We start from the raw sequence: 24,740 nt of genomic DNA, 5'->3' as shown, positions 1-24,740 counted from the left end.
AAAGTAAATTGTATTCGTAATTTTATACTCATACAATCCGCTTCGCGGGTTGTATTCGGGAATATACACTCCTTCTTATTTTCTTGGTTCCCCTCATACAATTTACAAAGTAAATTGTATTCGTAATTTTATACTCATACAATCCGCTTCGCGGATTATATTCGGGAGTATACACTCCAAGGAGTGTATACTCCCATTATACCACATTTTTGTTAGCCATCAAGCTCAATGAGTGCTAATGTGTTTTAAAAAATTTGGCTTGTTTTACAAGCCTTTTTATCTAATTTTCATCAGAAGTTTTAAATACGTATTTGCAATTTGTACATTCCTTGGCACTGGAGGAATTCTCTGTATGGCATTTTGGGCAGAACCTTAAAATCTTGATTCCCTCTTCTGTGCGCTTTATGGTAAGGTCATCACTTTTTTTATTAAGCTTCGCGTAATTGGCGCTTCCGCCCTGCTCTATAATGGATTTTTCAGTCCTTGGCCGATCATGCTTAATAATATTCTTGTTTCGTTCAAGGCTTTTTATTCTGTTGTTGATGCTGTCTAAATCCTTAAAAAGGCTTTCAATTAAATTTGCATCTATATTATTGTCCCTGCCTTCGTAAACAATTTTACCGATGGCCTTATACGTCTCCTCGGCTTCATAGGAATAACTTTTAAGTTTATATTCTATTTTCGTAATATCAAATGATTTTTTAGTGTTTTGTGAAAGCTTGGAAATACCGGACTTTATATCATTAATGAAATCCATTTAATCACCTGCTAATTCAATATTCTTCCGCACCCTAAGCAAAATCTTCCCTGTGGGGGATTTTTTTCGCCGCAGGAGGCGCATACTTTATATTCTTCTTTGGCTTCCTGAGGTTTTTCAGGGGCAATGATTTCAGGGGGAATGATTTCAGGCTCATTTATTTTATTTATGTCCTGTGGAGCCTCCGGCTTATAGGTTTCCGCCCCTGCCATAGAGGCGCCGCAATGAGGGCAGTAGATATGTTTTTTATCTATTTGCCGCCCGCAGCCAGTGCATGTTTTAACGCCTTTTAAAACCTCTATTTTTTCTTTTATGCTATTGATATTGCTTTGGCTTTCCACCACCTGGCGGTATTTCTCGTCGAAATATTCTCCCAGAGAACCGCCGTAAGCATATATTTCATGAACCTTTTTGCCTATTTCTATATAGATAAGCTTAAGCTTTTCCTCTTCGTTGGCAAGGTCAAGATTCAGCTTGGTATTTTTGACAAAATCGCCGGAGTTTTTGGTAATGGTATTTTTTAAATTAAAAAAAGTAGATTTTATATCTTCCATTCTAAGCCCTCCCGATTTCGATGCGAATAAATATATCCTTATATTACTATATTTATATACGAAAAGAAATGCCTAAAAGTTTATTTTTAAAGGACAAAATATTACAAGAAAAGGACTCTGCAGCCCTTTTCGAATGTATACAAAAATTATCTTTAAAATCATAGACATTTATCCTCAGGGAATACAATTTAAAGTAAACCCGTTTTAAGGTAGTAAGAAAACCTATTTTCATAAACGGCTTAAATATATAGAATTGCTATGTTTAAGCCATTCATAGCCAACAAAGATTAATATATCTTTGTTGGCTATAAGGGGCGTTCGCCTGAAAACACTTTAACAGTTTCCCTGTAAGTGTTTCCAGGTTCACTAAGCATAAAATATACGATTTTTATTCCTGTTTCATTTGAAATTTACTATAAACGAAAAGAGGGAGCGTGCAAAATCTATTTGCAACACTCCCCTGCTATTCATTATTTATTAAAGCTTTCAAAGAAAGAGGATTCTATAAATGTTCTTGATTCTATGATCCTCGGAGCATTTTCAAGGTTTCTTAAAGCCTTGTAATAACCATATTCTTTATTGCCTATGGTTATGGTATAAACAGTCATTTTATCCTTTAAAATAGAAACTGTTTTGCTTTCATCTTTCCACTCTACATCAAAGCCTGCTTTTCTTGCAACGTTTGCAAGGGCAATATACTTTACACCGTCTATTTCTTTAATGTCATTTTCATCAAGAGCTGAAATTATTTCAGATATATTGTTTTCCTCCGGTGTTTCTACTTTATCGTCGTTCAAAACAATTATTTTTGAAGGTGATGTCTGGGGAGGAAGGCTCTTGGTTGTAGCATCATAAAAAACGATAAGGTTTTTATTCTTTATATCTTCTGCTGTAAGGGTATTGCCTTCAAGGTCAAATATCTTTGTAGCTTGAGATACGTTAAGCTTTAAAGTATTTCCCGCGCTTAATCCTTTTTCATCAAAGAAATCAACTGCTACGGATTTAGCTGTCTCTTCCGGACCTACTGCAAAAATAGCGTAAGAGCTCATTAATGGGGGAAGACTTGTTCCCACCGGAGCATCCGATCTTGAAAATACGATTATTTCCGAATCCTTATTCAGCTTGGAAAACTCAGTGACTTCCTGAGTGCTTATATCATAAACAAGGGTTTCATCGGAAATATTAAATAAGATCAATTCTTCGGCTTCAGTGTCTGATTTCGAAAGAACTACCTGCCTATTGCCTTCTTCATCGGTAATTTCTCTTATAGTACCTCTATTTTCCACATATCTGGATTGCGGCTCTTCCGGGGTCACAGGCTGCAGTCCGTCCTGATTGTCTGTTAAATCCGTCCTGTCGGTAGAGGTTTCCTGATTTACAGCGTTTTCCTGATTTGTAGTATTTTCCGCCGTATCTGTAACGGTGGTATTGTTATCTGCATCAGGAATTGACGCAGCATATGCGCTAAGGGGCGCTGCAAGAATGAATGCTCCTACAACGGCACCTATGATTTTATTTTTCATCTATATCCCTCCGTGATTTTTTAAAGCTTTGTAACAAGTTCCGTTACCTTATTAATGTACCCAATAATAAATTTTTTCTGTGAGGAAAATTCAAGTAACTCCTATGATTTTTCAAATTACAGAGGAATTGCGCGGGGTAATTTCTTCCTTGAGATAAATTATAAATTTTAAAATTTACGAAACAAAATATTGTCTGCAAATCTTTTAACAAAGTTTTTTTATATGACAATAAAATTTATCTTTATAGTAAATTTAAAATGAACCAGCAACAAAACCGTATATTTACATAGGCTTAAAGATATCCTTTTCTTGTTGAAATCCTCGTCTTTAAGTCTTTAGTAAATGGGCTTTTGTTCCTTCTTATGAGGAATTTACTGTAAAATATCATTCCGGCAGAGTTTTTTCTTTTGGAAACCCTGCCGGAAATAGAAATCCTTATTCAGATAAGGGCATTACGGCCCATAAAATTATATACACGGCGATAAAAGCCAGCCTTGAGGCAAAAAGCAAAAGAACCATTATGACCCTTACAAGAGTAGGGTCAACATTGAAATACTCTCCAACGCCCCCGCATACACCGGCAATTATCTTATTATTTCTGGACAAGCATAATTTTTTACCCATAGTAATTCTCCTAAACTAAACACAATCCTGAATATTCACTGTATGGTTTAATAATACGTAATATCTTTTTTAATAGTCTGAATGAAAGATGAGTTTGATTACAAATTTTAAACAAATTTACTTTTATAATCTAAAAGCTGCTAATTTTTTTGCTTACAGATTTCTATTATCATCAGAAATAAGCTTTCCTATAAGAGCGGCGATAAATCCTGCTATGGAAAATATCATTGCACATAAGCCGATAATAAAAAGAAGCCTTGTTAAATGCAGCCCGAAAATAATTATAGGAATTAAAATAAAAGAGCCGAGAATCAAAAAAACGAAAGGTAAAATTAACCCAAGAATAATTTTCCCCTGCCTTAAAAGCAGAAGCACCAAAGCAATATAGCCTGCAAAAATACTTAATACAGCAAGCGCCAATATTGGTAATAGTATAGAAACCATAGCCATATGAAAGCCCCCTATAAATTTAGCAAAAATTATTTTTAATATATCTTCATTAATAAAAGCTTGCAAAATAAAAGAATATTGAAATTTATAAATTTACACTTTTTAAATTTTATCTTTGATGTTTTATTTCCATGAAATAAAGTACATATTGGGTCTTGCAGCTAGAGCAAGTTTTGAAACCGGATAACCAACGGAGATTTTGTCTTAAAATCGGAAGTTCAAGCAAAACGGTCAAGAAATCCGGCCGTAAAGTATAAAACACAAAAATGCTCTTTAAACTTTTTCTTTCCCTCCGGAAAAAAAACCGCTTTTATGAAGCCTATAGGATTCATCTGGCTAGCTAAGATGCATTTCGAATATCTTTGATGAAGAAATTATTTTTCAAGAAAAATAAACTAAAATTTGGCATTTCAGAACATGCTATAACAGGCTTTAGTAAATAAAGCGTTCACTTTCTTCTATTAATTATTATGTCCTTAAGCATCAAAGCAAATTCAAATTTTCAAAGGTTAAATTTAATAATATTTTTTAAAATAAATTTGCAGCTCTTATATTACCTTCTTTATTCTTTCATATATACGTAACGGAAATAAAATTGTTTATAAGGGTCATCTCTGTATTTGAGTAAATCTTGGCATAAGGAAAGCAGGACAAAGCTGCAGAAACATTTGTCCTGTGGCCAAAATGAAATTTCGGCTACACACTGTAGGAAAAGCCTAAGCTGCTAAAACCAAAATCTTGTTCAGATTTTTATGGATTTATCGTGATTAAGAAAGAGGGCATTGTTGCCCTTCAGCTTCTATATTTTTATACAAATATCTGCAAATTTGACATCTTTTTTAATGGCTTTAATTTTTGTTTTATTCACAGCAAAAACCAATAAAATTGGGGTTATACAGCAAACCAAACCGCTTTAACAGGGCCTTTTTGAGCCAAGCGCCACCATATAATCAATTTGTTTTTATGCCGAAGTGAATGCATGGATACGGCTTAAAATAAGGAAAAAGCAAATTGACAATGATATTATTTTATATTGAATCCAAGCATACTCCAGGCGTATGCATTTCATCCTACTAAAACAGAGCGGCAAATGAAGGAACCTCCGCCGCTCTGTTTTATAGTGAGCAAAAATGAAAACCTGTTTGTTTACTATAGTCTTTTAATAAGCTTTGCCCCAATAAACCAGATGCTTTGCAGGCTTCCCGCAGCATACGCATTTGTCTGAAACGGTTTCCTCCTCAAAAGGAATACATCTTGCGGTAGCGCCGGTTTTTTCCTTCATTGCTTCTTCGCATTCAGTTTCTCCGCACCACATAGCTTTTATGAAGCCGGGGGTTTCTTCGATAATCTTTACAAATTCATCGTAATTTTCTGCTTTGTAAGTATGCTCATCTCTGAAATTTAAAGCTTTTTCATAAAGCCCGTCATGGATTGACTTCAAAAGCTTTGTAATTTCTTCTTCTATAGCATCAAGAGAAACCGTTATCTTTTCTCCTGTGTCCCTTCTTGCAAGAACACATTGGTTGTTTTCTATATCTCTCGGCCCTATTTCGAGACGAATGGGAACGCCTTTCATTTCATGCTCGCTAAATTTCCAGCCGGGAGATTTATCAGAATCGTCAAGCTTAATTCGGCATACCTTGGAAAGCCTTGATTTAATTTCTGCCGCCTTTTCAAGAACCCCTTCCTTATGCTGGGCAACAGGAATAATCATCACCTGAGTCGGGGCAACCCCCGGCGGAAGCACAAGGCCGTTATTATCGGAATGAACCATAATAAGGCCGCCGATCATACGGGTAGAAAGGCCCCATGAGGTCTGGTGAACAGATTTAAGCTCGTTGTTTTTATCGGTATATTGAATGCCGAAGGCTTTCGCAAAGCCATCGCCGAAATTATGGCTGGTTCCTGATTGGAGCGCCTTTCCGTCATGCATAAGGGCTTCTATGGTATAAGTTGCCTTTGCACCGGCAAATTTTTCTTTTTCTGTTTTCTGTCCCTTTATAACAGGGATAGCAAGAACGTTTTCAAAGAATTCCGCATACACATTAAGCATTCTTAAGGTCTCTTCCTGAGCCTCTTCTGCCGTTGCGTGGGCAGTATGGCCTTCCTGCCATAAAAATTCCATGGTTCTTAAAAAAGGACGAGTGGTTTTCTCCCATCTTACAACGGAGCACCACTGGTTATAAAGCTTTGGCAAATCTCTGTAGGACTGAATGATATTTGCGTAATGCTCGCAGAAAAGGGTTTCTGATGTGGGGCGAACACAAAGCCTCTCCTGAAGCTTTTCATTGCCTCCGTGGGTAACCCATGCAACCTCCGGCGCAAAGCCCTCCACGTGGTCCTTTTCTTTCTGTAAAAGCCCTTCGGGTATAAACATGGGCATATATACGTTTTCATGACCAGTTTCTTTGAACCTGTCGTCAAGCTCTCTTTGCATAAGCTCCCATATGGCATAGCCGTAGGGCTTAAAAATGATACAGCCTCTTACGGAGGAATAATCCGCAAGCTCCGCCTTTTTAACCACGTCCGTATACCATCTGGCAAAATCGTCTTCTCTGTTTGTAATGGCTTCAATATTCTTATTATTTTTGTTGTCTGCCATAATAATCTCCTTCCTTATATTATCCTTCATAGTTTAATTGGGTTGAATGTATTTCTCTCTATGCTTGCTATTTTATATGATAAAACAAAAACCCAGCAGCTATAAAAGAGGGTTCTTTATAATTCAAAAACACACATTTTCTTCAAATACAATAATTTTTGAATTATTTCGAATATACGTTTTTTACAGCATTTATTTGTTTTTTACTCTATAGTAAAATAGATTTAAGGCAGGAACAAAAACCTATTTTTCATAAACGGCTTAAATATAATAGAAGCGCTTATATTAAGTCATTCATAGTCAACAAAAACGAAAAAATCTTTGTTGACTATAAGTGAATGTTCACCTAGCTTGCCTGTAAATGTTTTCAGATTCACTAAATTTAAAATATATGATTTTTGTTGCTGTAATCAAATTATTTTACTATACATATGAAACCGTATTCTCTAATCCACAAAACGATACGTGCATTTGCCTTATAAGCATTGGCCCTGTAGTCTTCCCTCCTGCAAAAACCCTTACTGTTTCCTTCGAATTTAATTATCAGTAATAAAAATAAAAAAAGTCCGGCTCCCAAAAGGAGCCGGACATATCCGACGGTACCATCCTAATTAGTATAAATACTATCTCTATGCCCTTTAACGCAGGCTTGCGCTTTGGTTCTTTCCCAAAGGACTAAAAGGCGGGTTCATATTATACTAACGGGAGCTTTCACCTTCCGCCCCCTCTCTGGGAATTAAAAATTCCATGAAAGTTATAATATTACTATTCCTTTATCACAGTCTTTAGCTAAAAGATATTGTATCATAGCCGTAAACGAATGAATATATTTTGCATAGCAAAATATATTCATGTATAAAATCAAGCATAGCTTGATTTTATACGAAATGCTTCTCATACGACAATTCCATTCATACATTTTGCACAGCAAAATATATTCATGTATAAAATCAATCATAGCTTGATTTTATTCGAAATGCTTCTCATACGACAATTCCATTCATACATTTTGCACAGCAAAATATATTCATGTATAAAATCAAGCATGGCTTGATTTTATACGAAATACTTCTCATACGACAATTCCATTCATACATTTTGCACAGCAAAATATATTCATGTATAAAATCAAGCATGGCTTGATTTTATACGAAATACTTCTTATGCGACAATTCCATTCATACATTTTGCATAGCAAAATATATTCATGAATAAAATCAAGCCTAGCTTGATTTTATTCAGATTATACAGTATATAAAAAACAAAGTCAACATGGCATAAATAAAGTTTAATCTTATAAACAATCTGTATTCTTTTACGTTTATATTTTTAGCATAAGCTTAAAATTTATTCTTTAAAATAGGCAGTGTCTGAAAATAGTCAAACCGGCAAGAATATAAAATAAACTAGTTTATTTATATTTTACATCAGAAATTTGATGACTAACAAGTTTATTAACCATAAAAAGGCACTCTTTTAAAAAGATTTACATATGTCATTTAATATAAATTAACAGCTTTTGCCTGAAAGGCATAAAAAAGCCCTTTTTGTGCCTATGATTTGAAAGAGGCAAAAACCTGTGGTAAAATAGGTCTATGTACAATTATATTATGAATATCATAAAAAAATACCATGTATCATTAATTTTGCTTCTTATATACTATATATTAAGCAATCAATTTTTTGGATACTTTTGCCCGTCACAGGTGATTTTCGGGCTTCCATGCCCTGCCTGCGGCATGTCGAGGGCTTTTATGGCTCTTTTAGCTTTTGATATAAGAAAAGCTTTTTATTACCACCCCATGGTGTTTTTTGTTGTTCCTCTTCTGGCAGTGTATTTTTATTATAAAATTAAAAAACCGGAAAAGGTGAAAAAGCTTTTTTATCCGGCGCTTATTATAATTTTACTGTCTTTCGTTCTATTTGCCGTAAGGCTTTTGAATGCCCCGGGGCAGGAGCCGCTGGAATTTAACCGGCATAACATTTTGAATATTTTTAACAGGAATGTAATTGACAAAAAATAGATTATTGTGGAATAATGAAACAAAGCTTGATTTTAGTTAATATATTTTATAAAGGCAATGTATAAGCAGGAACTTCGTTTACGAAGCAATCCTATCAATTAAAACCTGATTTTATTAAAAATTACATTTCCTAAAGTAAATATATTAAAAAATTTAATAAAAGGTAATTCCTATAAAGAAGATGGAGGTTTATAGAAATGGATGAAAACAATAACTTTAACGACAATCAAGGGCAGTATGACAGCAGGCCCCAGTATACAGTGCCCCCTTCGGCCCCTTACCGCGAGGATCTTAGCCTGAAAGACTGGTTAATCATTCTTCTTCTGTCCGCAATCCCCTGCGTAAATATTATAATGCTTTTAATATGGGCTTTTTCCGCCAATGAAAACCCCAATAAGAGCAATTACGCCAAGGCACAGCTTATTTTAATGGTTATAGGAATCATTTTAAGCTTTATTTTATCATCTGCAATCAGCTCTATTATAATGCAGGCCTACCCAGGATTTTACTATTAGGAATTTGTTTTCATCTTTAAACTCTTAAAAGATTTTATTGCTGGAAATGTCCCCTTAAAAGCTCGTTTTTCCAGCGGGCTTTTAATTTTAAGAAAATTCAATTGATAATTATTATTATTTAGTATTGACTTTTATTTCGTATATGATATAATATGAATCAAGTTAGGTTTTGCTTGATTTAATTCGCAGATATATTGAAATAAATTAATTACAGTAACAAATTATATATTTATTTTACATTTCTCTTTAAGAAATGTATGAGCATAATATAGCTAATTTATAAGTTAATTTTGCCTTTCAATAATTATGATAGGCTTTTAAGTTAATAAAGCCGGTGTTTTATTTACATAGTATATGTTCATAATTAAAAGGCTTACATTTATTATCATATTTCTTTAATGAACTTAAAATAAAATTTTAAAAAACAAGGAGGAAAAACGATGTCATTAATAGGTAAGAAGGTCGGAGAATTTAGCGCAAAGGCGTTTCGGAAGGGTGAATTTATTGATGTAACAAACAAAGATTTAGAGGGAAAATGGTCTGTTGTTGTATTTTACCCTGCTGATTTTACGTTTGTTTGCCCTACAGAGCTTGGAGATTTAGCAGATAAGTATGAAGAGTTCAAGAAAATCGGCTGTGAGGTTTATTCCGTATCTACAGACAGCCACTTTGTTCATAAGGCATGGGCGGACGCTTCCGATACAATAAAGAAAATCACATATCCTATGATAGCAGACCCAACTCACGTTATCACAAGAGATTTTGACGTTTTAATCGAAGCAGACGGCATGGCTTTAAGAGGAACATTTATCGTAAATCCTCAGGGTGAAATCGTAGCTTATGAAATTAACTCCAACGCCATCGGAAGAAACGCAGACGAGCTTTTAAGAAAGGTTCAGGCAGCTCAGTTCGTAGCTGAACACGGCGATCAGGTTTGCCCTGCAAACTGGAAGCCAGGTGCAGAGACCTTAAAACCAAGCTTTGACTTAGTAGGAAAGATTTAATTTTCTAAACGGCTGATTTTTTGTTAATTTAAAAGAATGCTGCATTTCCTTTATGTAAAAAGGAATGTGTTATAAACTATAATTTATAGCAGCTTAATTAATGCAAGAATTTGTTCTGAGATTTATTTAATTAAGCCTACACGCCTAGAGATAAGCGGCAACTTGATATTTGTCTTATTTAAACAAATTGCTGTGTTTACGGCAGGCTTTTGGCAGCAGGCGGCAGGCCTGCTGCCTGTTTTTAATTATACGACTTGACCTTAGAAAACAGGACAGATATGCTTCAAAGATGCCCTGTGAGCTTAGGGAGGGACGCTTTGGATTGGTCACAATACAAATTTCGTTCATACGAAAAGGCACGACCTTAGACAACAGGACAGATGTGCTTCAAAAATGTCCTGTGAGCTTAGGGGGTGACGGTTTGGATTGGCCGCAATACAAATTTTGTTCATACGAAAAGGCACAACCTTAGACAACAGGACAGATGTGCTTCAAAAATGTCCTGTGAGCTTAGGGAGGGACGCTTTGGATTGGTCACAATACAAATTTCGTTCATACGAAAAGGCACGACCTTAGAGAAAGAACAAATGTGCTTCAAAGATGCCTTGTGAGCTTAAGGAGGGACGCTTTGGATTGGTCACAATACAAATTTCGTTTCTTGGGGTTTGAATATTGGGGAAATAAGAAATACTACGAATGGAATTCTATGCAGGGTTTTCTTCATTTTATTTATGGAGCGGCGCGGTTCTACGCCTAGGGGAGCCGCTTTCTATAAGGGAAATCCCTGATACAGCATTGAAATTTAGCTCTATAAATATATTTATAGAAATTATATTATGGTATACTATAAATATAGTTCTATTAGAGAACCATATGGAAGAAATCTTCTTTTAGGCATTATTTTAATAAAACTTACAGCATGTTTATCAACTTCATCTTATATATCCGAATCAGTAGAAAGGTTGTGGGATTTTGAGTAATATTTATGATTTAATCATCATAGGCGGCGGCCCTTCGGGATTTTCTGCCGGTATTTATGCAGGCAGGGCAAAGCTTAAAACGCTGATTATCGAAAAGGACGGCTTAGGGGGCCAAATCGGCATTACCAGTGAAATTGTGAATTATCCGGGAATAGAAAACATATCCGGTGCTGATTTCATGGCAAATATGAAAAAACAGGTTATTAATTTCGGCGTGGAATATCTTATGGATACGGTTGAAAGCGTCGATTTTTCAGGGGATATCAAAAAGGTAAAGACGAAAAATGGGGAATATGAATCGGTAGGCATCATCATATCCACAGGGGCAAGGCCAAGAACAGCCGGATTTAAAGGCGAGGACGAGTTCAGAGGCCGGGGCGTTGGATACTGTGCAACCTGCGACGGGCAGTTTTTTACAGGCCTTGATATATTTGTTGTAGGCGGAGGCTTTGCCGCAGCGGAAGAAGCTATCTTCCTCACCAGATATGCAAAGAAAGTTTACGTATTAGTAAGAGGAGATTCCTTCTCCTGTTCAAAGACCATCGCCGACAAGGTAATGGCCAACGATAAAATAGAAGTAAAATTCAACACCGTTATCAAAGAAATTTCCGGAGGGAACGTACCAAACAAGGCCGTTCTTTTCAATAAGGAAACAAATGAGGAATGGGTCTATGAGGCCCCTTCGGGAAAAACTTTCGGAACCTTCGTATTTGCAGGCTATGAACCTCTTTCATCTCTTTTTGAAACTGTCATAACCCTTGACGAAAGAAAGTATATCCTTACAGACGATGATATGAAAACAAATATTGACGGCGTGTATGCCGCCGGAGACATTCGTCCGAAGAAGCTTCGCCAGCTTGTAACGGCCGTATCCGACGGGGCTATTGCCGCAACAAATATAGAAAAGTACATTGAGCATAAAAAGGAAGAGCTGGGTCTTGTAATCGAACAGGAAGAAAAGAAAGAAGAAGCCGCCCACGGCGAAAGCTTCTTTGACGAGGATTTGAAAAACTCGCTTAAGCCTGTTCTTGATAAATTCCTTAATAAAGTACAGATTAAGGTTTTAATCGACGATTCCAAGCTTTCCTCCGATTTAAAATCCTTCCTTGATGATTTTAAGGCAATTGGAGAGAAGGTTACTGTGGACTATTATAAAGAAGGGGTAAATCCAACAGTTGAAAAAGAAATAAACGCCCAGATGATTCCTGTATTTGCCCTTTACGACCATGAGGATCATTACATGGGGATAAAATATCACGGAATCCCCAGCGGCCATGAATTTAACTCCTTCGTCATCGCTCTTTATAATACCGCAGGCCCTGGCCAGGAAATATCAAACGAAACCCTTAACAAAATAAATTCCATCGACAAAAAGGTCAATGTAAAGGTTGGAGTGTCTCTTACCTGTACCATGTGTCCGGAGGTGGTTATGGGAACCCAGCTTATCGCCGCTAAAAATAAAAACGTAGAGGCGGAAATGATTGACGTTTCCTACTTCCCTGAATTTAAGGACAAGTATAATATTATGAGCGTTCCCTGTATCATTATAAATGACGAGGAAGTTCATTTCGGCAAAAAGCCTGTTGACGAATTAATCGGCTTGTTAAATAAATAAAATTTAAACTATAAAACAACTAATTTGATTGCAGCTGCTTTGCTTTTGTTTTACCATAATCCTTTCTCCTCCCATTTATAATAAAATAATTTGATTACAGTAACAAAAACCATATATTTGAATGGCTTAATAAAGCGCTTCTATTATATTAAGCCGTTTATGAAAAATAGGCTTTTGTTACTAGCTTAGCGCCATTTTACTAAAAGCCCTGTCTTAAAAGATAGGGCTTTTTATATGCCCGGCAGTGCCTGAAAATATTCAAACCAACAAGAATATACTTTTCAGCAAGGCTGTAAAAGTACCCTTTGGAAAAAAACAAAAATTTTCGTATTTTCGGCGATGAGGCCGCGTTTTTATAGTGTAATGGACTTTTATTTGGACTTCACGCTCTAAGAAATATATATTTATTTTTAAGTTTATTTACTGCAATTGGCATTGGTACTATAGTAAATTTCTTGTAAGGAAGCAGTAAAATCCTATGCACCAAAGCCTTAAAAACATGGATTTCCTTCGGAAGCAGTACATTTTTGATTCAATGTGAATAAACGGTTCCACTGCTGTTTCATTTAAATTTACCATAAATGGAAATATTTAAATTTATTTTCCCCTTGACAAATGTATAAAGGTATGCTAAACTACCTACAGTATTCAAAATTTTTCGATTGATTCACATATTTTTGTAAGTCGTTGATTGTTTGTATATTTAACGATTTGTAAAAGTATGTGATTTTTTTGTACTATTGTGAATATGAATAAAATATTAGGAGGTACTTATATGAATATAGGTACAGTAAAATGGTTTAACGAATCTAAGGGCTTTGGTTTTATCTCTAACGATAATGGCGATGATGTTTTCGTACATTTCTCAGCTATTGTTTCAGATGGTTTTAAAACCCTTCAAGAAGGCCAAAAAGTGTCTTACGACTTAGAGCGTGACCGTCAGAACGGTAAATTAAAGGCAGCTAACGTTTGTGTAGCTTAGGCTTTCACACAGGCACAGCGCTTTCATAATAAGAATACCGGAAAGCACCCTTAGGGGTGCTTTTTTATTATGGGTCGTGACCCAGTTGAGCACGCAAAGCGTGCGAAATAATAACCACCCGCTATGCGGGTGCGCGGTGTTTGTTATACAAAAAAATCACCTTTCCGTTATAATAAGGTTGTTCAAGCCAGATTATAACGAAAGGAAAGGTGATTTTCATGGCCAACAAGGCAAATAGTTTAGCCCACACCAAGTGGATGTGTAAGTACCACATAGTGTTCACTCCTAAGTATAGGAGAAAAATTATTTATAATCAATACAAAGAAAGTGTCAGAGATATTTTAAAACAACTTTGCAGATACAAAGGAGTAGAGATTATCGAAGGGCATCTCATGCGCGACCATGTACACATGCTGGTCAGCATACCACCGAAGCTGAGTGTTTCTCAGTTTATGGGATATTTAAAAGGGAAAAGTGCACTCATAATTTTTGACCAGCACGCAAACTTAAAGTATAAGTTCGGGAATAGACACTTTTGGGCAGAAGGTTATTACGTGAGCACAGTAGGACTGAATGAGGCAACCATAAAGAAATACATTCAGGAACAAGAAAACTATGATATAGCGATGGATAAACTGAGTGTGAAAGAGTATGAGGACCCCTTCAAGGGGTAGCCAGTATTACGGACACCCTTTTAGGGGTGGCGACGAGTCAAGGGCAATAAAGGCTTGAACGAAAGTGAAAGCCAGCGTCTTTAGGCGCTGGCCGGTAACAGCCCCTTATAGGGGCGAGCAAACCACCCGTTTGACGGGTGGTCATGATTTGGATTTACGCCAAATAGGCATCTATAGTAAATTTCATATAAAGAAGTAACAAAAACCGATTCACTACGGATTCATCGTTACCAAACAAAAACAAGTTTGATAACGATAAGAAAACGCTCACTAAAAAAGATTTGCAGGCTTGCGCCTGCATCCTTTTCCAAGTTCGCGTAGTATAAAAACACGGATTTCCTTTGGAAACAGTACATTTTTGAATCCTCGTACAGTCAATTTGCTTTTAATATTTGGCTTTAGGGAATATAAAATAAAGGAAAAGCAAATTGACATCGCTGCTATTTCATTTGAATTCAAGAAATATACGGTTTTGTTACTGTTTAACTTGAAATTTACTATATGCCTTCTTAGAGCCAAATACATGCTGCGAAGTAAAAGCAATCTGGCTGCATAGGGATTTCACCTCTAACAGCAGTAAGATGATTTCATTTTATCTGATTTAACCATATAGTAAATTTGCTTTTCTTACCTCTAGGTAACGGGCGTAAAGAAGGCATAAAATCAAGGAAAAGCAAATTGACGACACTATGGTTTTACTTTAATTCGAGTATAAGCCTGCTTCCTGTTTAAAATGAAATTGCCTGCATAGCAAGTGGTTTCAAACCCTATTTTTTGATACGGGGCTCTTTTATATCCGTGATACCTAAAATATAATCTATGCTTACATTATAGTGCTTCGCAAGCTTTATAAGCATAGATATGGGAATTTCTCTAAGTCCCCTTTCATATCTTGCATAAACCTGCCTATTACAGCCTAAAATATCGGCTATTTGTTGCTGGGTCATATCGTTATCTATGCGCAAATCGGCAATCCTTTTAAAATACATGCATATCACCTCTTGATTATGGTACCAAATGGTAATATAATAACGATAAATTTGGTATCATATGGTACCACAAAAGGAGGTTTATCCATGTATCAGGAGATGTATCTCATTTTATTTAACAGGATTACGAATATTATTGAGGAGCTTGAAGAAATCCAGAGGGAATCCGAAGCCCTTTATATCAATGCTTCCGAAGGAGAAAGGATTAAAAATAAGGCGGAGGCTTATAAAGAAACCGGCTTAAGGCAATAATGAAGGAAAGCAATCTTTCCCAGCGCCGTTAACCCTTTACAAATCTTATTAAAAATTGTATAATATTTATCACTTATATTTAAAACGCAGCGAAATGGACAAAGAAGCAGGCACAAGCCTTTATAAAGAGAACCGGGTCTTATATATACTTAGAAAACTTAATTATATATATGGCTGAAAGCCCGGTTTCAGGCCGCAGGTTTTTATCACCATCAGCGGCCCCTCCGAAAATGAAAATGATTAAGAGGGGACGGCGCTTTCCCGTTACGAAAGGCATTTATATAAATGGGTTCCTTTTGAATCCAGTTTAAAGTAAATTTTACTCAAGGATGTAATAAAAGTCTATTTTTCATAAACGGCTTCAATATATAAAGCTCTATGATTAGGCCATTCAAAATATACGACTTTTATTCCTGTCTTTTTTGAAATTTACGATAAATGCATGAGCGGGCATTTTTATGCCAAATCAGGTGGTACCGCGGATATAACCCTTCGCCCTGTAGCGAGGGGTTTTTTTATTGCCTTTGAAAGGCGCGTATTTTAAAAGCTGAATCCGTTTTTATTGACGCTATTGTAAATTAACGAATTGTATTATTTATAGGAGGTAATTTTATGTATCAAAAGGTCTCGACAAACCTTGATTTTGTCGAAAGAGAACTTGAAATCCAGAAATTCTGGAAAGATAACAAGGTATTTGAAAGCTCCAGAGAGCTTCGGAAAGGGGCGCCGGTTTTCACCTTTTATGACGGCCCCCCTACTGCAAACGGCAAGCCCCATATCGGCCATGTGCTTACAAGAGCGGTAAAGGACCTTATTCCAAGATACCGCACTATGAAGGGCTATAATGTTCTTAGAAAAGCCGGCTGGGATACCCACGGCCTTCCTGTAGAGCTTGAAGTTGAAAAGCAGCTTGGCATCAGCGGAAAGCCCCAGATAGAAGAATACGGCGTAGAGCCTTTCATCAAAAAATGCAAGGAAAGCGTATGGAAATACGAAAACGAATGGCGTACCATGAGCGACCGGGTTGGTTTCTGGGCGGACATGGACGACCCTTATGTAACTTATCATAATAAATATATTGAGTCCGAATGGTGGGCTCTCAAGAAAATATGGGATAAAGGCCTTCTATATAAGGGCCACAAGGTCGTGCCCTATTGCCCGCGATGCGGAACAAGCCTTTCAAGCCATGAGGTTGCTCAGGGCTATAAAGAAGTAACAGAGCCTTCCGTATACGTAAGCTTTAAAATAAAGAATCGGGATAACGAGTATTTCCTTGCTTGGACCACAACCCCGTGGACCCTTCCTTCCAATATTGCTCTTGTTGTAAATCCTGTTGAAAAATACGCTAAGGTAAAAACAGGCGGCAGAATTTACACCATGGCAGAAGCCCTTTTAGATAAGGTGCTTTTGGAGCCTTACGAAATTATTGATACCTGCACAGGCAAGGACCTTGAATATACGGAATATGAGCCTATTTTTGACTTTGGCCTGAATCTTGATAAAAAAGGCTATTATGTCGCCTGCGCCGATTACGTAACCTTAACCGACGGTACAGGAATCGTTCATACGGCTCCTGCCTTCGGTGAGGACGACTATTCCGTAGGAAAGGCTTATGACCTTCCTTTCGTTCAGCTTGTAAATGAGCAGGGTAAATTTATAGAGCCTGTGAAATGGGCCGGAATGTTTGTAAAAGATGCCGACCCCCTTATTGTAGAACAGCTTATAGCAGACGGCAGCCTTTATAAAAAAGAGGATTATACCCATAATTATCCTTTCTGCTGGCGCTGTGATACACCGCTTTTGTATTATGCAAGAGATACCTGGTTCATCAGAATGACAGAGGTACGAGACCAGCTTGTTAAAAATAACAATACCATCAACTGGCTTCCCGAAAATATCAAAACAGGCCGCTTCGGTAAATTCCTTGAAAACGTGATTGACTGGGGATTAAGCCGTGAGCGTTACTGGGGAACACCTCTTCCTATCTGGCAGTGTGAATGCGGCTATCAGCACGCCGTAGGCAGCATCAAAGAGCTTCAGGATATGGGCGGCGGCGTTTCAGACGATATAGAGCTTCATAAGCCTTATATCGATAAGGTAGAACTGGACTGCCCGAAATGCGGAAAGAAAATGCACAGGGTTTCCGAGGTAATCGACTGCTGGTTTGATTCCGGCTCCATGCCTTTCGCCCAGTGGCATTATCCTTTTGAAAACAAGGAAATATTCGAGGAGAACTTCCCTGCAAATTTTATTTCCGAGGCCGTTGACCAGACGAGAGGCTGGTTCTATACCTTGCTTGCGATTTCAACTTTGATTTTTGAAAAGTCAAGCTATGAAAACTGCATCGTTTTAGGCCACGTTCAGGATAAAGACGGCCGTAAAATGTCAAAGCATTTAGGAAACGTTGTAAACCCGTGGGACGTTCTGGATAAACAGGGGGCCGACGCTATACGCTGGTATTTCTATACCAACTCTTCCCCATGGCTTCCAAGCAGGTTCTACGACGAAGCGGTAAACGACAGCCAGAGAAAATACATGGGTACCCTTTGGAACACTTATGCTTTCTATATCCTTTACGCAAATATCGATAAATTTGACCCGACCCAATATCAATTAGAGCATGATAAGCTTCCGCCAATTGACAAATGGATTCTTTCAAAGCTCAACACTTTAATCAACTTTGTAGACGAAAACCTTGAAAGCTACAGAATATTCGAGCCGGCAAGAGCTTTAAGCGATTTCGTAGACGAATTAAGCAACTGGTATGTAAGAAGAAGCCGGGAGCGCTTCTGGGCAAGCGGCATGGAACAGGACAAAATAAACGCCTATATGACCCTTTATACGGTTCTTGAAACGGTGACAAAATTAACGGCGCCTTTCACCCCCTTTATGGCGGAATCCATCTACAAAAACCTTGTGCTTTCTGTGGATAAAAACGCGCCCATGAGTGTGCATTTAACGGACTTCCCCGTGTTTGAGGAAAAGTTTGTGGATAAAGACCTTGAAAAGAACATGGATTTAGTGCTTAAAATCGTTGTTGCAGGCCGCGCCGGCAGAAACAATGCCAACATTAAAAACCGCCAGCCTATCGGCGACATGTTCTATAAGGCCGCCTCAGAGCTTCCGAAAATGTATGAGGAAATCATCGCAGATGAGCTGAATATTAAAAATGTGACCTTCTCTGAAGAAGTAGAAAAGCTCACAACCTATAAATTTAAACCCCAGCTTAGGACCTTAGGCCCCAAATACGGAAAAATCCTTCCGAAAATAAGTGAATTCTTAGCAAATGCCGACGGCAACAAGCTGATGGACGAATTAAACGCAGGCGGTGTAAAAGCCACCATCGCCGATACAGAAGTTGAGCTTACCTTAGACGACGTATTATTTGAAACTGCCCAAAAAGAGGGCTTCGTATCCGAAAGCGACGGCTATGTAACCATCGTTCTCGATACCAATCTGACACCGGAGCTGATTGAAGAAGGCTTCGTAAGAGAGCTGATTTCAAAAATACAGACCATGAGAAAGGAAGCGGGCTTCGAAGTAACAGACAGAATCGAGGTATTCCATTCTGGCAACGAAACCATTGCCGGCATCTTTTTACGAAATGCCGAAAACATCAAGGCCGACGTCTTGGCAGACGCCATCTCAAATGAAGAAGGCGGAAGCTATACAAAACCTTGGAGCATCAACGGCGAAGACGTAATTTTAGGCGTAAGCAAGAAATAGCAGGATACTATTGAAAGCCCCTGATTCATAGGAATCAGGGGCTTTAATATAATTTTATTGAACTGCAAAGCAGTGTTTTTGTGTATTAAGCCTTATTGCTTGGTTTTTCCTCCCAATATATATCGTAAAACAACTTTAAAGTAGTAACAAAAGCCTATTTTTCATAAACGGCTTAATATAATAGAACCCCTTCTATTAAGCCATTCAAAATATACGGCTTTTGTTACTGTAATCTAATTGTTTTACTATACATGCTTTGTCATCTGTATATCTCTTTTTTAAACGTGGTTTAACACAGTGCCCATAAGACAATGCACTGTAATTGCCTCGTGCATATTTTATGTAATGCAGCCGAAAGTATTTACAATTTATGCACCTTTTATTATCCATAAAATCTTCTTCTTTCTTTTTGTACACCGAGCGGTGTTCATACAAACTTATTGTACTCCAATTGGTGTATTATGTCAATAAGTATAGTATTAGGAGTTGAATTTATGGTATATCCGAGAATAAGAAAATTAAGAGAAGAGGCAGATTTAAGTCAGCGAGAGCTTGCAGAAATAATTCATATGCACAAAACGACATACACAAGATATGAAACAGGGGAAAGAGAAATTCCATTTAATATTGCTATTTTGCTGGCACAGTATTATAAAGTAAGCTTAGATTATATAGCTGGGCTAACAGATGTAAAGAATATCAAATGAATTCTTCTTTAAATAATGTGAGGGTGTAATCACCAGACATTGCTTTCAGGTTAAATGATTTAACCTATAGTAAAAAGGGAAGGGGTTTCTGCTGTATTTTCTTTCTATTGGTTTAAAGCTTCTATAGTAAATTTCAAGCAAAACAGGAACAAAACCGTATATGCCTTGAATTGATATGAAATAGTAGCATTGTCAATTTGCTTTCCTTTTATTTTATGTCCCCTAAAGTCAAATGATTATAAAGGTATAAAAGCAAATTGACTGTACGAGGATTCAAAAATGTAATCTTTCCAAAGGAAATCCATGTTTTTATACTATGCGAACTTGGAAAATGATGCAGGCGCAAGCCTGCAAATCTTTTTTAAGTGAGCATTCTCTTATCGTTATCAACCCTTTTTTGTTTGGTAACAATGAATCCGTAGCAAATAGGTTTTTGTTCCTTCTTTATAAGAAATTTACTATATCATTCCATCTATACTTGAATTTGAATTAATAGCGGCATTATCAGCTTGCTTATTAAAAAAGCCCCTGATTCGTAAGAGTCAGGGGCTTTTTGTAATGTCTGTATTCTCTATAACTTTATTTTCACAGTCCTGCTGAATAGTAAATTAAGATTTATACCTTTAGTAATATTGGCTTGATACGATTTTCAATTATATAAATCTTAATTTATAAGGAATTATTTTAAATTTCTCCCTATCTTTTGTGAGTAAATCAATTGCATCAGATACTTTTGCAAATAAATCAAGATAAAGCTCTTTATAGTCGGTCATAATAACATCTCCCTTATGGCTAATATTCGTCCATAGAATATGTCTATTATATTAAGCGAACTTGAAAATGATAGAAGTTAAACTTATAATGATTTTAAAGTGAGCGCCTCTTTACCGTTAACAAACTTGCTTTTCAGTTTGTTAACGGTAACAGCCATAATAAGTTTTATCAATACAAAAGGAGAATAATTATGATAATTTACGATCCTTTATGGGAAACAATGAAGAAAAAAGGATTTACCACATATACCTTGAGGGTTAAGCACGGTATGAGTAATGGCACCGTTCAGCGCCTAAGGAAAAACATGTCCGTATCTACCAATACCTTGGACGACCTATGCAGGCTTCTGGATTGCGAGCTTTCAGACGTTGCCATATATGTAAAGAATAAAGATTAAGCAAAGCCTAATTTTAAAAATATACCCTGTGCAGGGTGTAAAAAAGTTCTTAAAAGGGAAGATTTTCAGCAATATCAGTATTTTCCAAAGGCAAGGGGGATGTCCGTCAGACGGGCATTCCCCTTACTTAAATGATATGATTATAGCCCTATAGGGGATATTTTTCTAAGTGTATAAAAATTAACCCCCTGTTTAAATTGTCTTTTTATAAATTAAAGCCATCAAAAATTACTGAACTTATCTCACGCTTTCAATCCAAATTCCTTGACTAATTTTCCAAATCTTGCTTTCTCCTTCTCTATCACAGGCTTTGTAATATCGTGAAGAGCGTGCTGCATTACGTCTGCATCAATTAAAACTTCATCGAAACCGGAAAAGCTTCCGCCTTTTGAACTGTGATTATGAATGGCGGAGCAAATCAGCTCCGTTTCAGAAGCTGTAGTTAATTGCAGTTCCTCTAAAATATCTCTTGCCAATACTGCCCCTTTTTTTGCGTGATTTTTGGAGTCCGAATATTTATAGGTATAAAGGTCGTGAAGCATACCTGCCATTGTCGCTAATTCTGCATTTTCGCCCCGTTTCAGGGCAATGAAGGCACAGCACTGCGAAACGCCGTAAAGATGCAGATAGGCGCACCTGCGCTCAAAGGGGTCGGACATATTTAAAAGAATTTCATCAATATAATCTCTCAGTATATCAATTCGGTTTTCCATAGAGCCACCTCTTTTATCAGAATGTTTTTGCTTTTATCCTACAGTATACCATAACTGCTGTTTTATAGTAAATTTCACAGAAGGATGCAATAAAAATCCATTTTTCATAAACGGCTTAAACATATAGAGCCGCTATATTTAATCCATTTAAAACATACGATTTTTATTACATTTGAAATTTACTATAGGCTACAGAAATATCTTGCTTTCATTCTCCCGACATCTCTTTTATGATATTCATATCCATGAAATTTGAAAATAGTCTTTTTGCTTTTCAGTTTTATATACTTTCCTGCAACTTATCATAAAGGCTGTAATGGAATTCATGAATTTACGTATTAATATATGTGAATAAAAAATATTGCGCAATAATTGAATTCACCTGTGAAAGGAGGCATCTATGGAATCTTCCATATCTATGTCCGGCAAAAAAACCGAGAGTAAAAATGAAAAGATTGCCATTGACGCCGGCAGATTTAAACAATTATATGAGGCCCACTATAAGCAGATATATAATTATATAAGCCTGAGAATCAATAATCATTGGGACACAGGCGACCTTGTAAGCCAGGTATTTGAAAAATTAATAGAAAAATACCCCTCCTATCGCCCCGACCGGGGAAATTTGGAAGCATGGCTCATGGGCATCGCTAAAAATACCGTAAATGATTATTACCGAAAAAAGCAAAGGCGTACCTTTGTTTCTCTTGAATATTTAGCTAATTTTATATCTTTGGGCAAAGAGCCGGAGGAAATCCTCGTCGTGAAAGAAAGCAACGCAAAGCTTATAAAGGCCCTTTCAAAATTAAGCAGAAAAGAAAGGGAAATCATCAGCTTAAAATTTTCATCGGATCTTAAAAATACCGATATTGCCAAAATATCCGGCATGTCAGCCTCCAATATAGGGGTCATTCTATTCAGAAGCATGAAAAAACTTAGAAAGGAATTGGAAAAGGGGGACAGTAGCAATGGATAAAAAAAATATAGATATTGAACAATTGCTGCGGACAGATTTCAGCTCCGAAAGCAATTCCAAAGAAGAACTATTGCATCGGCTTATATTAAAAATTAATAATACCCATGAAGAAGCGGAAGGAGATCAGTATTTTATGAATAAATTAAAGTTTAGAAAAAAGCTTTTTAAACCTGCGGTGGCTTTAGGGGCAATGGCCCTGTTGTTTTTCGGCTTTTCTATGACCTCTTACGGAGAAGAGCTGTATACCACAATTAAAGAAATCTTTGTAGGCAAATACGCTCATTACTCTGTATCGGAAATAAACAGCACTGAAAAACCGGAAGACAGAGATTATACGATTCCTGAAAGCCTTGAAGGGAAATTGTACGATGATGAAGGCAATGTTCTTGAGGCCTTGAAGGAAAACACAAGAATATATGACAATAAAGGCCAGGAGCTTACCCTTTCGGTAAAGATATATACCGATGAAAACGGCAACACCATAGAAGAAATCGAAGCTCTTACAGCAGAGGAAAAGGCTGCCCAAAGGGAAATGAATATGACCTCATTTTCAGACCCTGAAAAAGCCAGAGAATATCTTAATTTTGATTTTTCCCTCCCTTCCTATATGCCTGAAGGGTATCGCTTTTATCAAATGATGCTTTTTAATGACGAAAGCGGAACTCCTGTAAAAGACAGTGATTATGCTTATGCTTATTTCACCAACGGAGACCATACCAAAGATTTGTATCTCCAATTACGCCATATGAATGAAAGCACTGCTTTCTCCGCTGATTTAGGCGATATTGAAGAAATAGAAATAAACGGCCATACTGCTGTCAAAGGGCAAAAATTCGTAGATGTAGAGATTAACGGCGTAATGTATTTCTTTGCATCGGTGGATTCCGGCATAAGCACTGATGAATTAGTAAAAATGGCTGAAACCATTCAATAGCTTTATTCATGAGAGCCGCCTGTCAAACTCATATAAGCATTAAATTTAAAGATAAGTTTTATAACTATATGAGAAGCACTTAAATAGATTTATAAGCTTATGCTTATATCCTTTTCCAGGTTTGCTTAGGGCATGAAGTCTATTTTGCCATAGAAGCGGAGCTATTTTCAGGCACTGCCTCGTATAAATAGAACAGCGGAAAAAGAAAGGCTTCCCTTGCCTTTCTTTTTCCGCTGTTATTTTAATATATAGTAAATTTGCTTTTCTTCCGCAGTAAGGAACAGGCTCTGAAAAGGCATAAAATCAAGGAAAAGCAAATTTACAACGCTGAGTTTTATTTTTATTCGAGTATAAGTTCTACTTTCATATCGAACCCATCATTGCATCACTTAAAGGAGGATTTAAAAGTTCTTGGCCTAAAAAAAACATGACTTATAACACATTGACAACTGCATATTCCTGTAACTCTTTTAGGAATGCCGTAAAAACCTTGTCTTCCATAGGCGCAGATAAAATATGAATTTCCGTTCCATAATGCTCAGAATAAAATCCATTTTCAATAAATATAGAAAAGAAAGGCGTCATTTTATTGTATATTTCCGTATCCTGAGGCTTTATTGTATGGTGAATCATTTCAATGAATTTTTCATCAATAATGCCTTCGATGATTCTTCCAAAGGCCCAATCGTCGGGTTTTTCTTTGCCGAAAGCCAATGCCCCTTTTATTTCTTCCGTTTCTTCATTCCAACAGTGAATTTCAAATTTCCGGCCAACCACAGCAAACATGGAAATTAGTTTTTTCCAATAATGATTATTTTTCAAAGAATTATCCCCTATTTGGATTTCAATTTGTGAATCAGCCATATAAAATCACCTCCACGAATTTAAATTTTAAAGCTTGCTTTATAATATTTTGCAGGCAAAACAGCCTAAATGGAATTTCTCTTTCCTCTGTTTCGTTCCTTGTG

Annotated in this window: 21 protein-coding genes and 1 other annotated feature; of the genes, 12 read left to right on the top strand and 9 right to left on the bottom strand. The window is 36.7% G+C overall.

Features of this window, described 5'->3' with window-relative positions:
* Positions 1–280: 280 nt before the first annotated feature.
* The 6 genes from NBX03_RS00585 to proS all read right to left on the bottom strand — a co-directional run bounded on the left by NBX03_RS00585 (position 281) and on the right by proS (position 6,510).
* Positions 281–757: a hypothetical protein gene (locus tag NBX03_RS00585; protein ID WP_250228839.1), complete on the bottom strand. Its 477-nt coding sequence runs from the start codon at positions 755–757 to the stop codon at positions 281–283.
* Between the two features lie 11 nt (positions 758–768).
* Positions 769–1,311: a double zinc ribbon domain-containing protein gene (locus tag NBX03_RS00580; RefSeq protein WP_250228838.1), complete on the bottom strand. Its 543-nt coding sequence runs from the start codon at positions 1,309–1,311 to the stop codon at positions 769–771.
* 470 nt (positions 1,312–1,781) lie between these two features.
* Positions 1,782–2,834, bottom strand: a complete 1,053-nt coding sequence (locus NBX03_RS00575) for a stalk domain-containing protein (RefSeq protein ID WP_250228837.1) — start codon at positions 2,832–2,834, stop codon at positions 1,782–1,784.
* Positions 2,835–3,269: 435 nt separating this feature from the next.
* A complete protein-coding gene (locus NBX03_RS00570; protein ID WP_250228836.1) occupies positions 3,270–3,458 on the bottom strand; it encodes a PspC domain-containing protein in 189 nt (62 codons plus the stop codon).
* A gap of 153 nt (positions 3,459–3,611) precedes the next feature.
* Complete coding sequence (locus tag NBX03_RS00565; protein ID WP_250228835.1) at positions 3,612–3,908, bottom strand: hypothetical protein; 297 nt, start codon at positions 3,906–3,908, stop codon at positions 3,612–3,614.
* Positions 3,909–5,067: 1,159 nt separating this feature from the next.
* On the bottom strand, positions 5,068–6,510 hold the full coding sequence (proS, locus tag NBX03_RS00560; RefSeq protein ID WP_250228834.1) for a proline--tRNA ligase: 1,443 nt from the start codon (positions 6,508–6,510) through the stop codon (positions 5,068–5,070).
* Positions 6,511–7,085: 575 nt separating this feature from the next.
* Positions 7,086–7,299: a binding site (T-box leader), on the bottom strand.
* An 806-nt stretch (positions 7,300–8,105) separates the two neighbouring features.
* Between proS and NBX03_RS00555 the strand changes: the two genes are divergently transcribed.
* The 6 genes from NBX03_RS00555 to tnpA all read left to right on the top strand — a co-directional run bounded on the left by NBX03_RS00555 (position 8,106) and on the right by tnpA (position 14,304).
* A complete protein-coding gene (locus NBX03_RS00555; RefSeq protein ID WP_323373247.1) occupies positions 8,106–8,534 on the top strand; it encodes a DUF2752 domain-containing protein in 429 nt (142 codons plus the stop codon).
* Positions 8,535–8,731: 197 nt separating this feature from the next.
* On the top strand, positions 8,732–9,049 hold the full coding sequence (locus NBX03_RS00550; RefSeq protein ID WP_250228832.1) for a hypothetical protein: 318 nt from the start codon (positions 8,732–8,734) through the stop codon (positions 9,047–9,049).
* Between the two features lie 440 nt (positions 9,050–9,489).
* Positions 9,490–10,053, top strand: a complete 564-nt coding sequence (gene ahpC / locus NBX03_RS00545) for an alkyl hydroperoxide reductase subunit C (RefSeq protein WP_250228831.1) — start codon at positions 9,490–9,492, stop codon at positions 10,051–10,053.
* Positions 10,054–11,025: 972 nt separating this feature from the next.
* Entirely contained in the window at positions 11,026–12,648 is a 1,623-nt protein-coding gene (locus NBX03_RS00540; protein ID WP_250228830.1) for an FAD-dependent oxidoreductase, read from the top strand.
* Positions 12,649–13,423: 775 nt separating this feature from the next.
* Complete coding sequence (locus tag NBX03_RS00535) at positions 13,424–13,630, top strand: cold-shock protein (protein WP_250228829.1); 207 nt, start codon at positions 13,424–13,426, stop codon at positions 13,628–13,630.
* Positions 13,631–13,848: 218 nt separating this feature from the next.
* A complete protein-coding gene (gene tnpA / locus NBX03_RS00530; RefSeq protein ID WP_250228828.1) occupies positions 13,849–14,304 on the top strand; it encodes an IS200/IS605 family transposase in 456 nt (151 codons plus the stop codon).
* A gap of 767 nt (positions 14,305–15,071) precedes the next feature.
* Here the strand turns inward: tnpA and NBX03_RS00525 are convergent.
* Positions 15,072–15,293, bottom strand: a complete 222-nt coding sequence (locus tag NBX03_RS00525) for a helix-turn-helix domain-containing protein (protein WP_250228827.1) — start codon at positions 15,291–15,293, stop codon at positions 15,072–15,074.
* Positions 15,294–15,380: 87 nt separating this feature from the next.
* Here NBX03_RS00525 and NBX03_RS00520 point away from each other — a divergent pair, with 87 nt between their 5' ends.
* The 4 genes from NBX03_RS00520 to NBX03_RS00505 all read left to right on the top strand — a co-directional run bounded on the left by NBX03_RS00520 (position 15,381) and on the right by NBX03_RS00505 (position 21,149).
* On the top strand, positions 15,381–15,545 hold the full coding sequence (locus NBX03_RS00520) for a hypothetical protein (RefSeq protein ID WP_250228826.1): 165 nt from the start codon (positions 15,381–15,383) through the stop codon (positions 15,543–15,545).
* A 612-nt stretch (positions 15,546–16,157) separates the two neighbouring features.
* The gene (ileS, locus tag NBX03_RS00515; protein WP_250228825.1) at positions 16,158–19,271 is read left to right on the top strand and encodes an isoleucine--tRNA ligase; all 3,114 of its coding nucleotides are present in this window, start codon (positions 16,158–16,160) and stop codon (positions 19,269–19,271) included.
* Between the two features lie 494 nt (positions 19,272–19,765).
* Complete coding sequence (locus NBX03_RS00510; protein WP_250228824.1) at positions 19,766–19,978, top strand: helix-turn-helix domain-containing protein; 213 nt, start codon at positions 19,766–19,768, stop codon at positions 19,976–19,978.
* A gap of 964 nt (positions 19,979–20,942) precedes the next feature.
* On the top strand, positions 20,943–21,149 hold the full coding sequence (locus tag NBX03_RS00505) for a helix-turn-helix domain-containing protein (protein ID WP_250228823.1): 207 nt from the start codon (positions 20,943–20,945) through the stop codon (positions 21,147–21,149).
* A gap of 242 nt (positions 21,150–21,391) precedes the next feature.
* Here NBX03_RS00505 and NBX03_RS00500 read toward each other — a convergent pair whose 3' ends face one another.
* Entirely contained in the window at positions 21,392–21,862 is a 471-nt protein-coding gene (locus NBX03_RS00500) for an HD domain-containing protein (RefSeq protein ID WP_250228822.1), read from the bottom strand.
* 400 nt (positions 21,863–22,262) lie between these two features.
* Between NBX03_RS00500 and NBX03_RS00495 the strand changes: the two genes are divergently transcribed.
* Both NBX03_RS00495 and NBX03_RS00490 read left to right on the top strand, forming a co-directional pair.
* Positions 22,263–22,838 carry a sigma-70 family RNA polymerase sigma factor gene (locus NBX03_RS00495; RefSeq protein WP_250228821.1) on the top strand — a complete coding sequence of 192 codons (576 nt, stop codon included), beginning with the start codon at positions 22,263–22,265 and terminating at the stop codon, positions 22,836–22,838.
* On the top strand, positions 22,831–23,772 hold the full coding sequence (locus NBX03_RS00490) for a DUF4367 domain-containing protein (RefSeq protein ID WP_250228820.1): 942 nt from the start codon (positions 22,831–22,833) through the stop codon (positions 23,770–23,772). Before NBX03_RS00495 ends, NBX03_RS00490 begins: the two co-directional genes overlap by 8 nt.
* A 432-nt stretch (positions 23,773–24,204) precedes the next feature.
* Here NBX03_RS00490 and NBX03_RS00485 read toward each other — a convergent pair whose 3' ends face one another.
* A complete protein-coding gene (locus tag NBX03_RS00485) occupies positions 24,205–24,636 on the bottom strand; it encodes a hypothetical protein (RefSeq protein ID WP_250228819.1) in 432 nt (143 codons plus the stop codon).
* Positions 24,637–24,740 lie beyond the last annotated feature (104 nt).

It is taken from the genome of Anaeropeptidivorans aminofermentans, from assembly GCF_940670685.1.
Taxonomy (GTDB): Bacteria; Bacillota; Clostridia; order Lachnospirales; family UBA5962; genus Anaeropeptidivorans; species Anaeropeptidivorans aminofermentans.
Note: the sequence above shows the minus strand (reverse complement) of the source record. Positions and strands in the feature narration are given on the sequence as shown.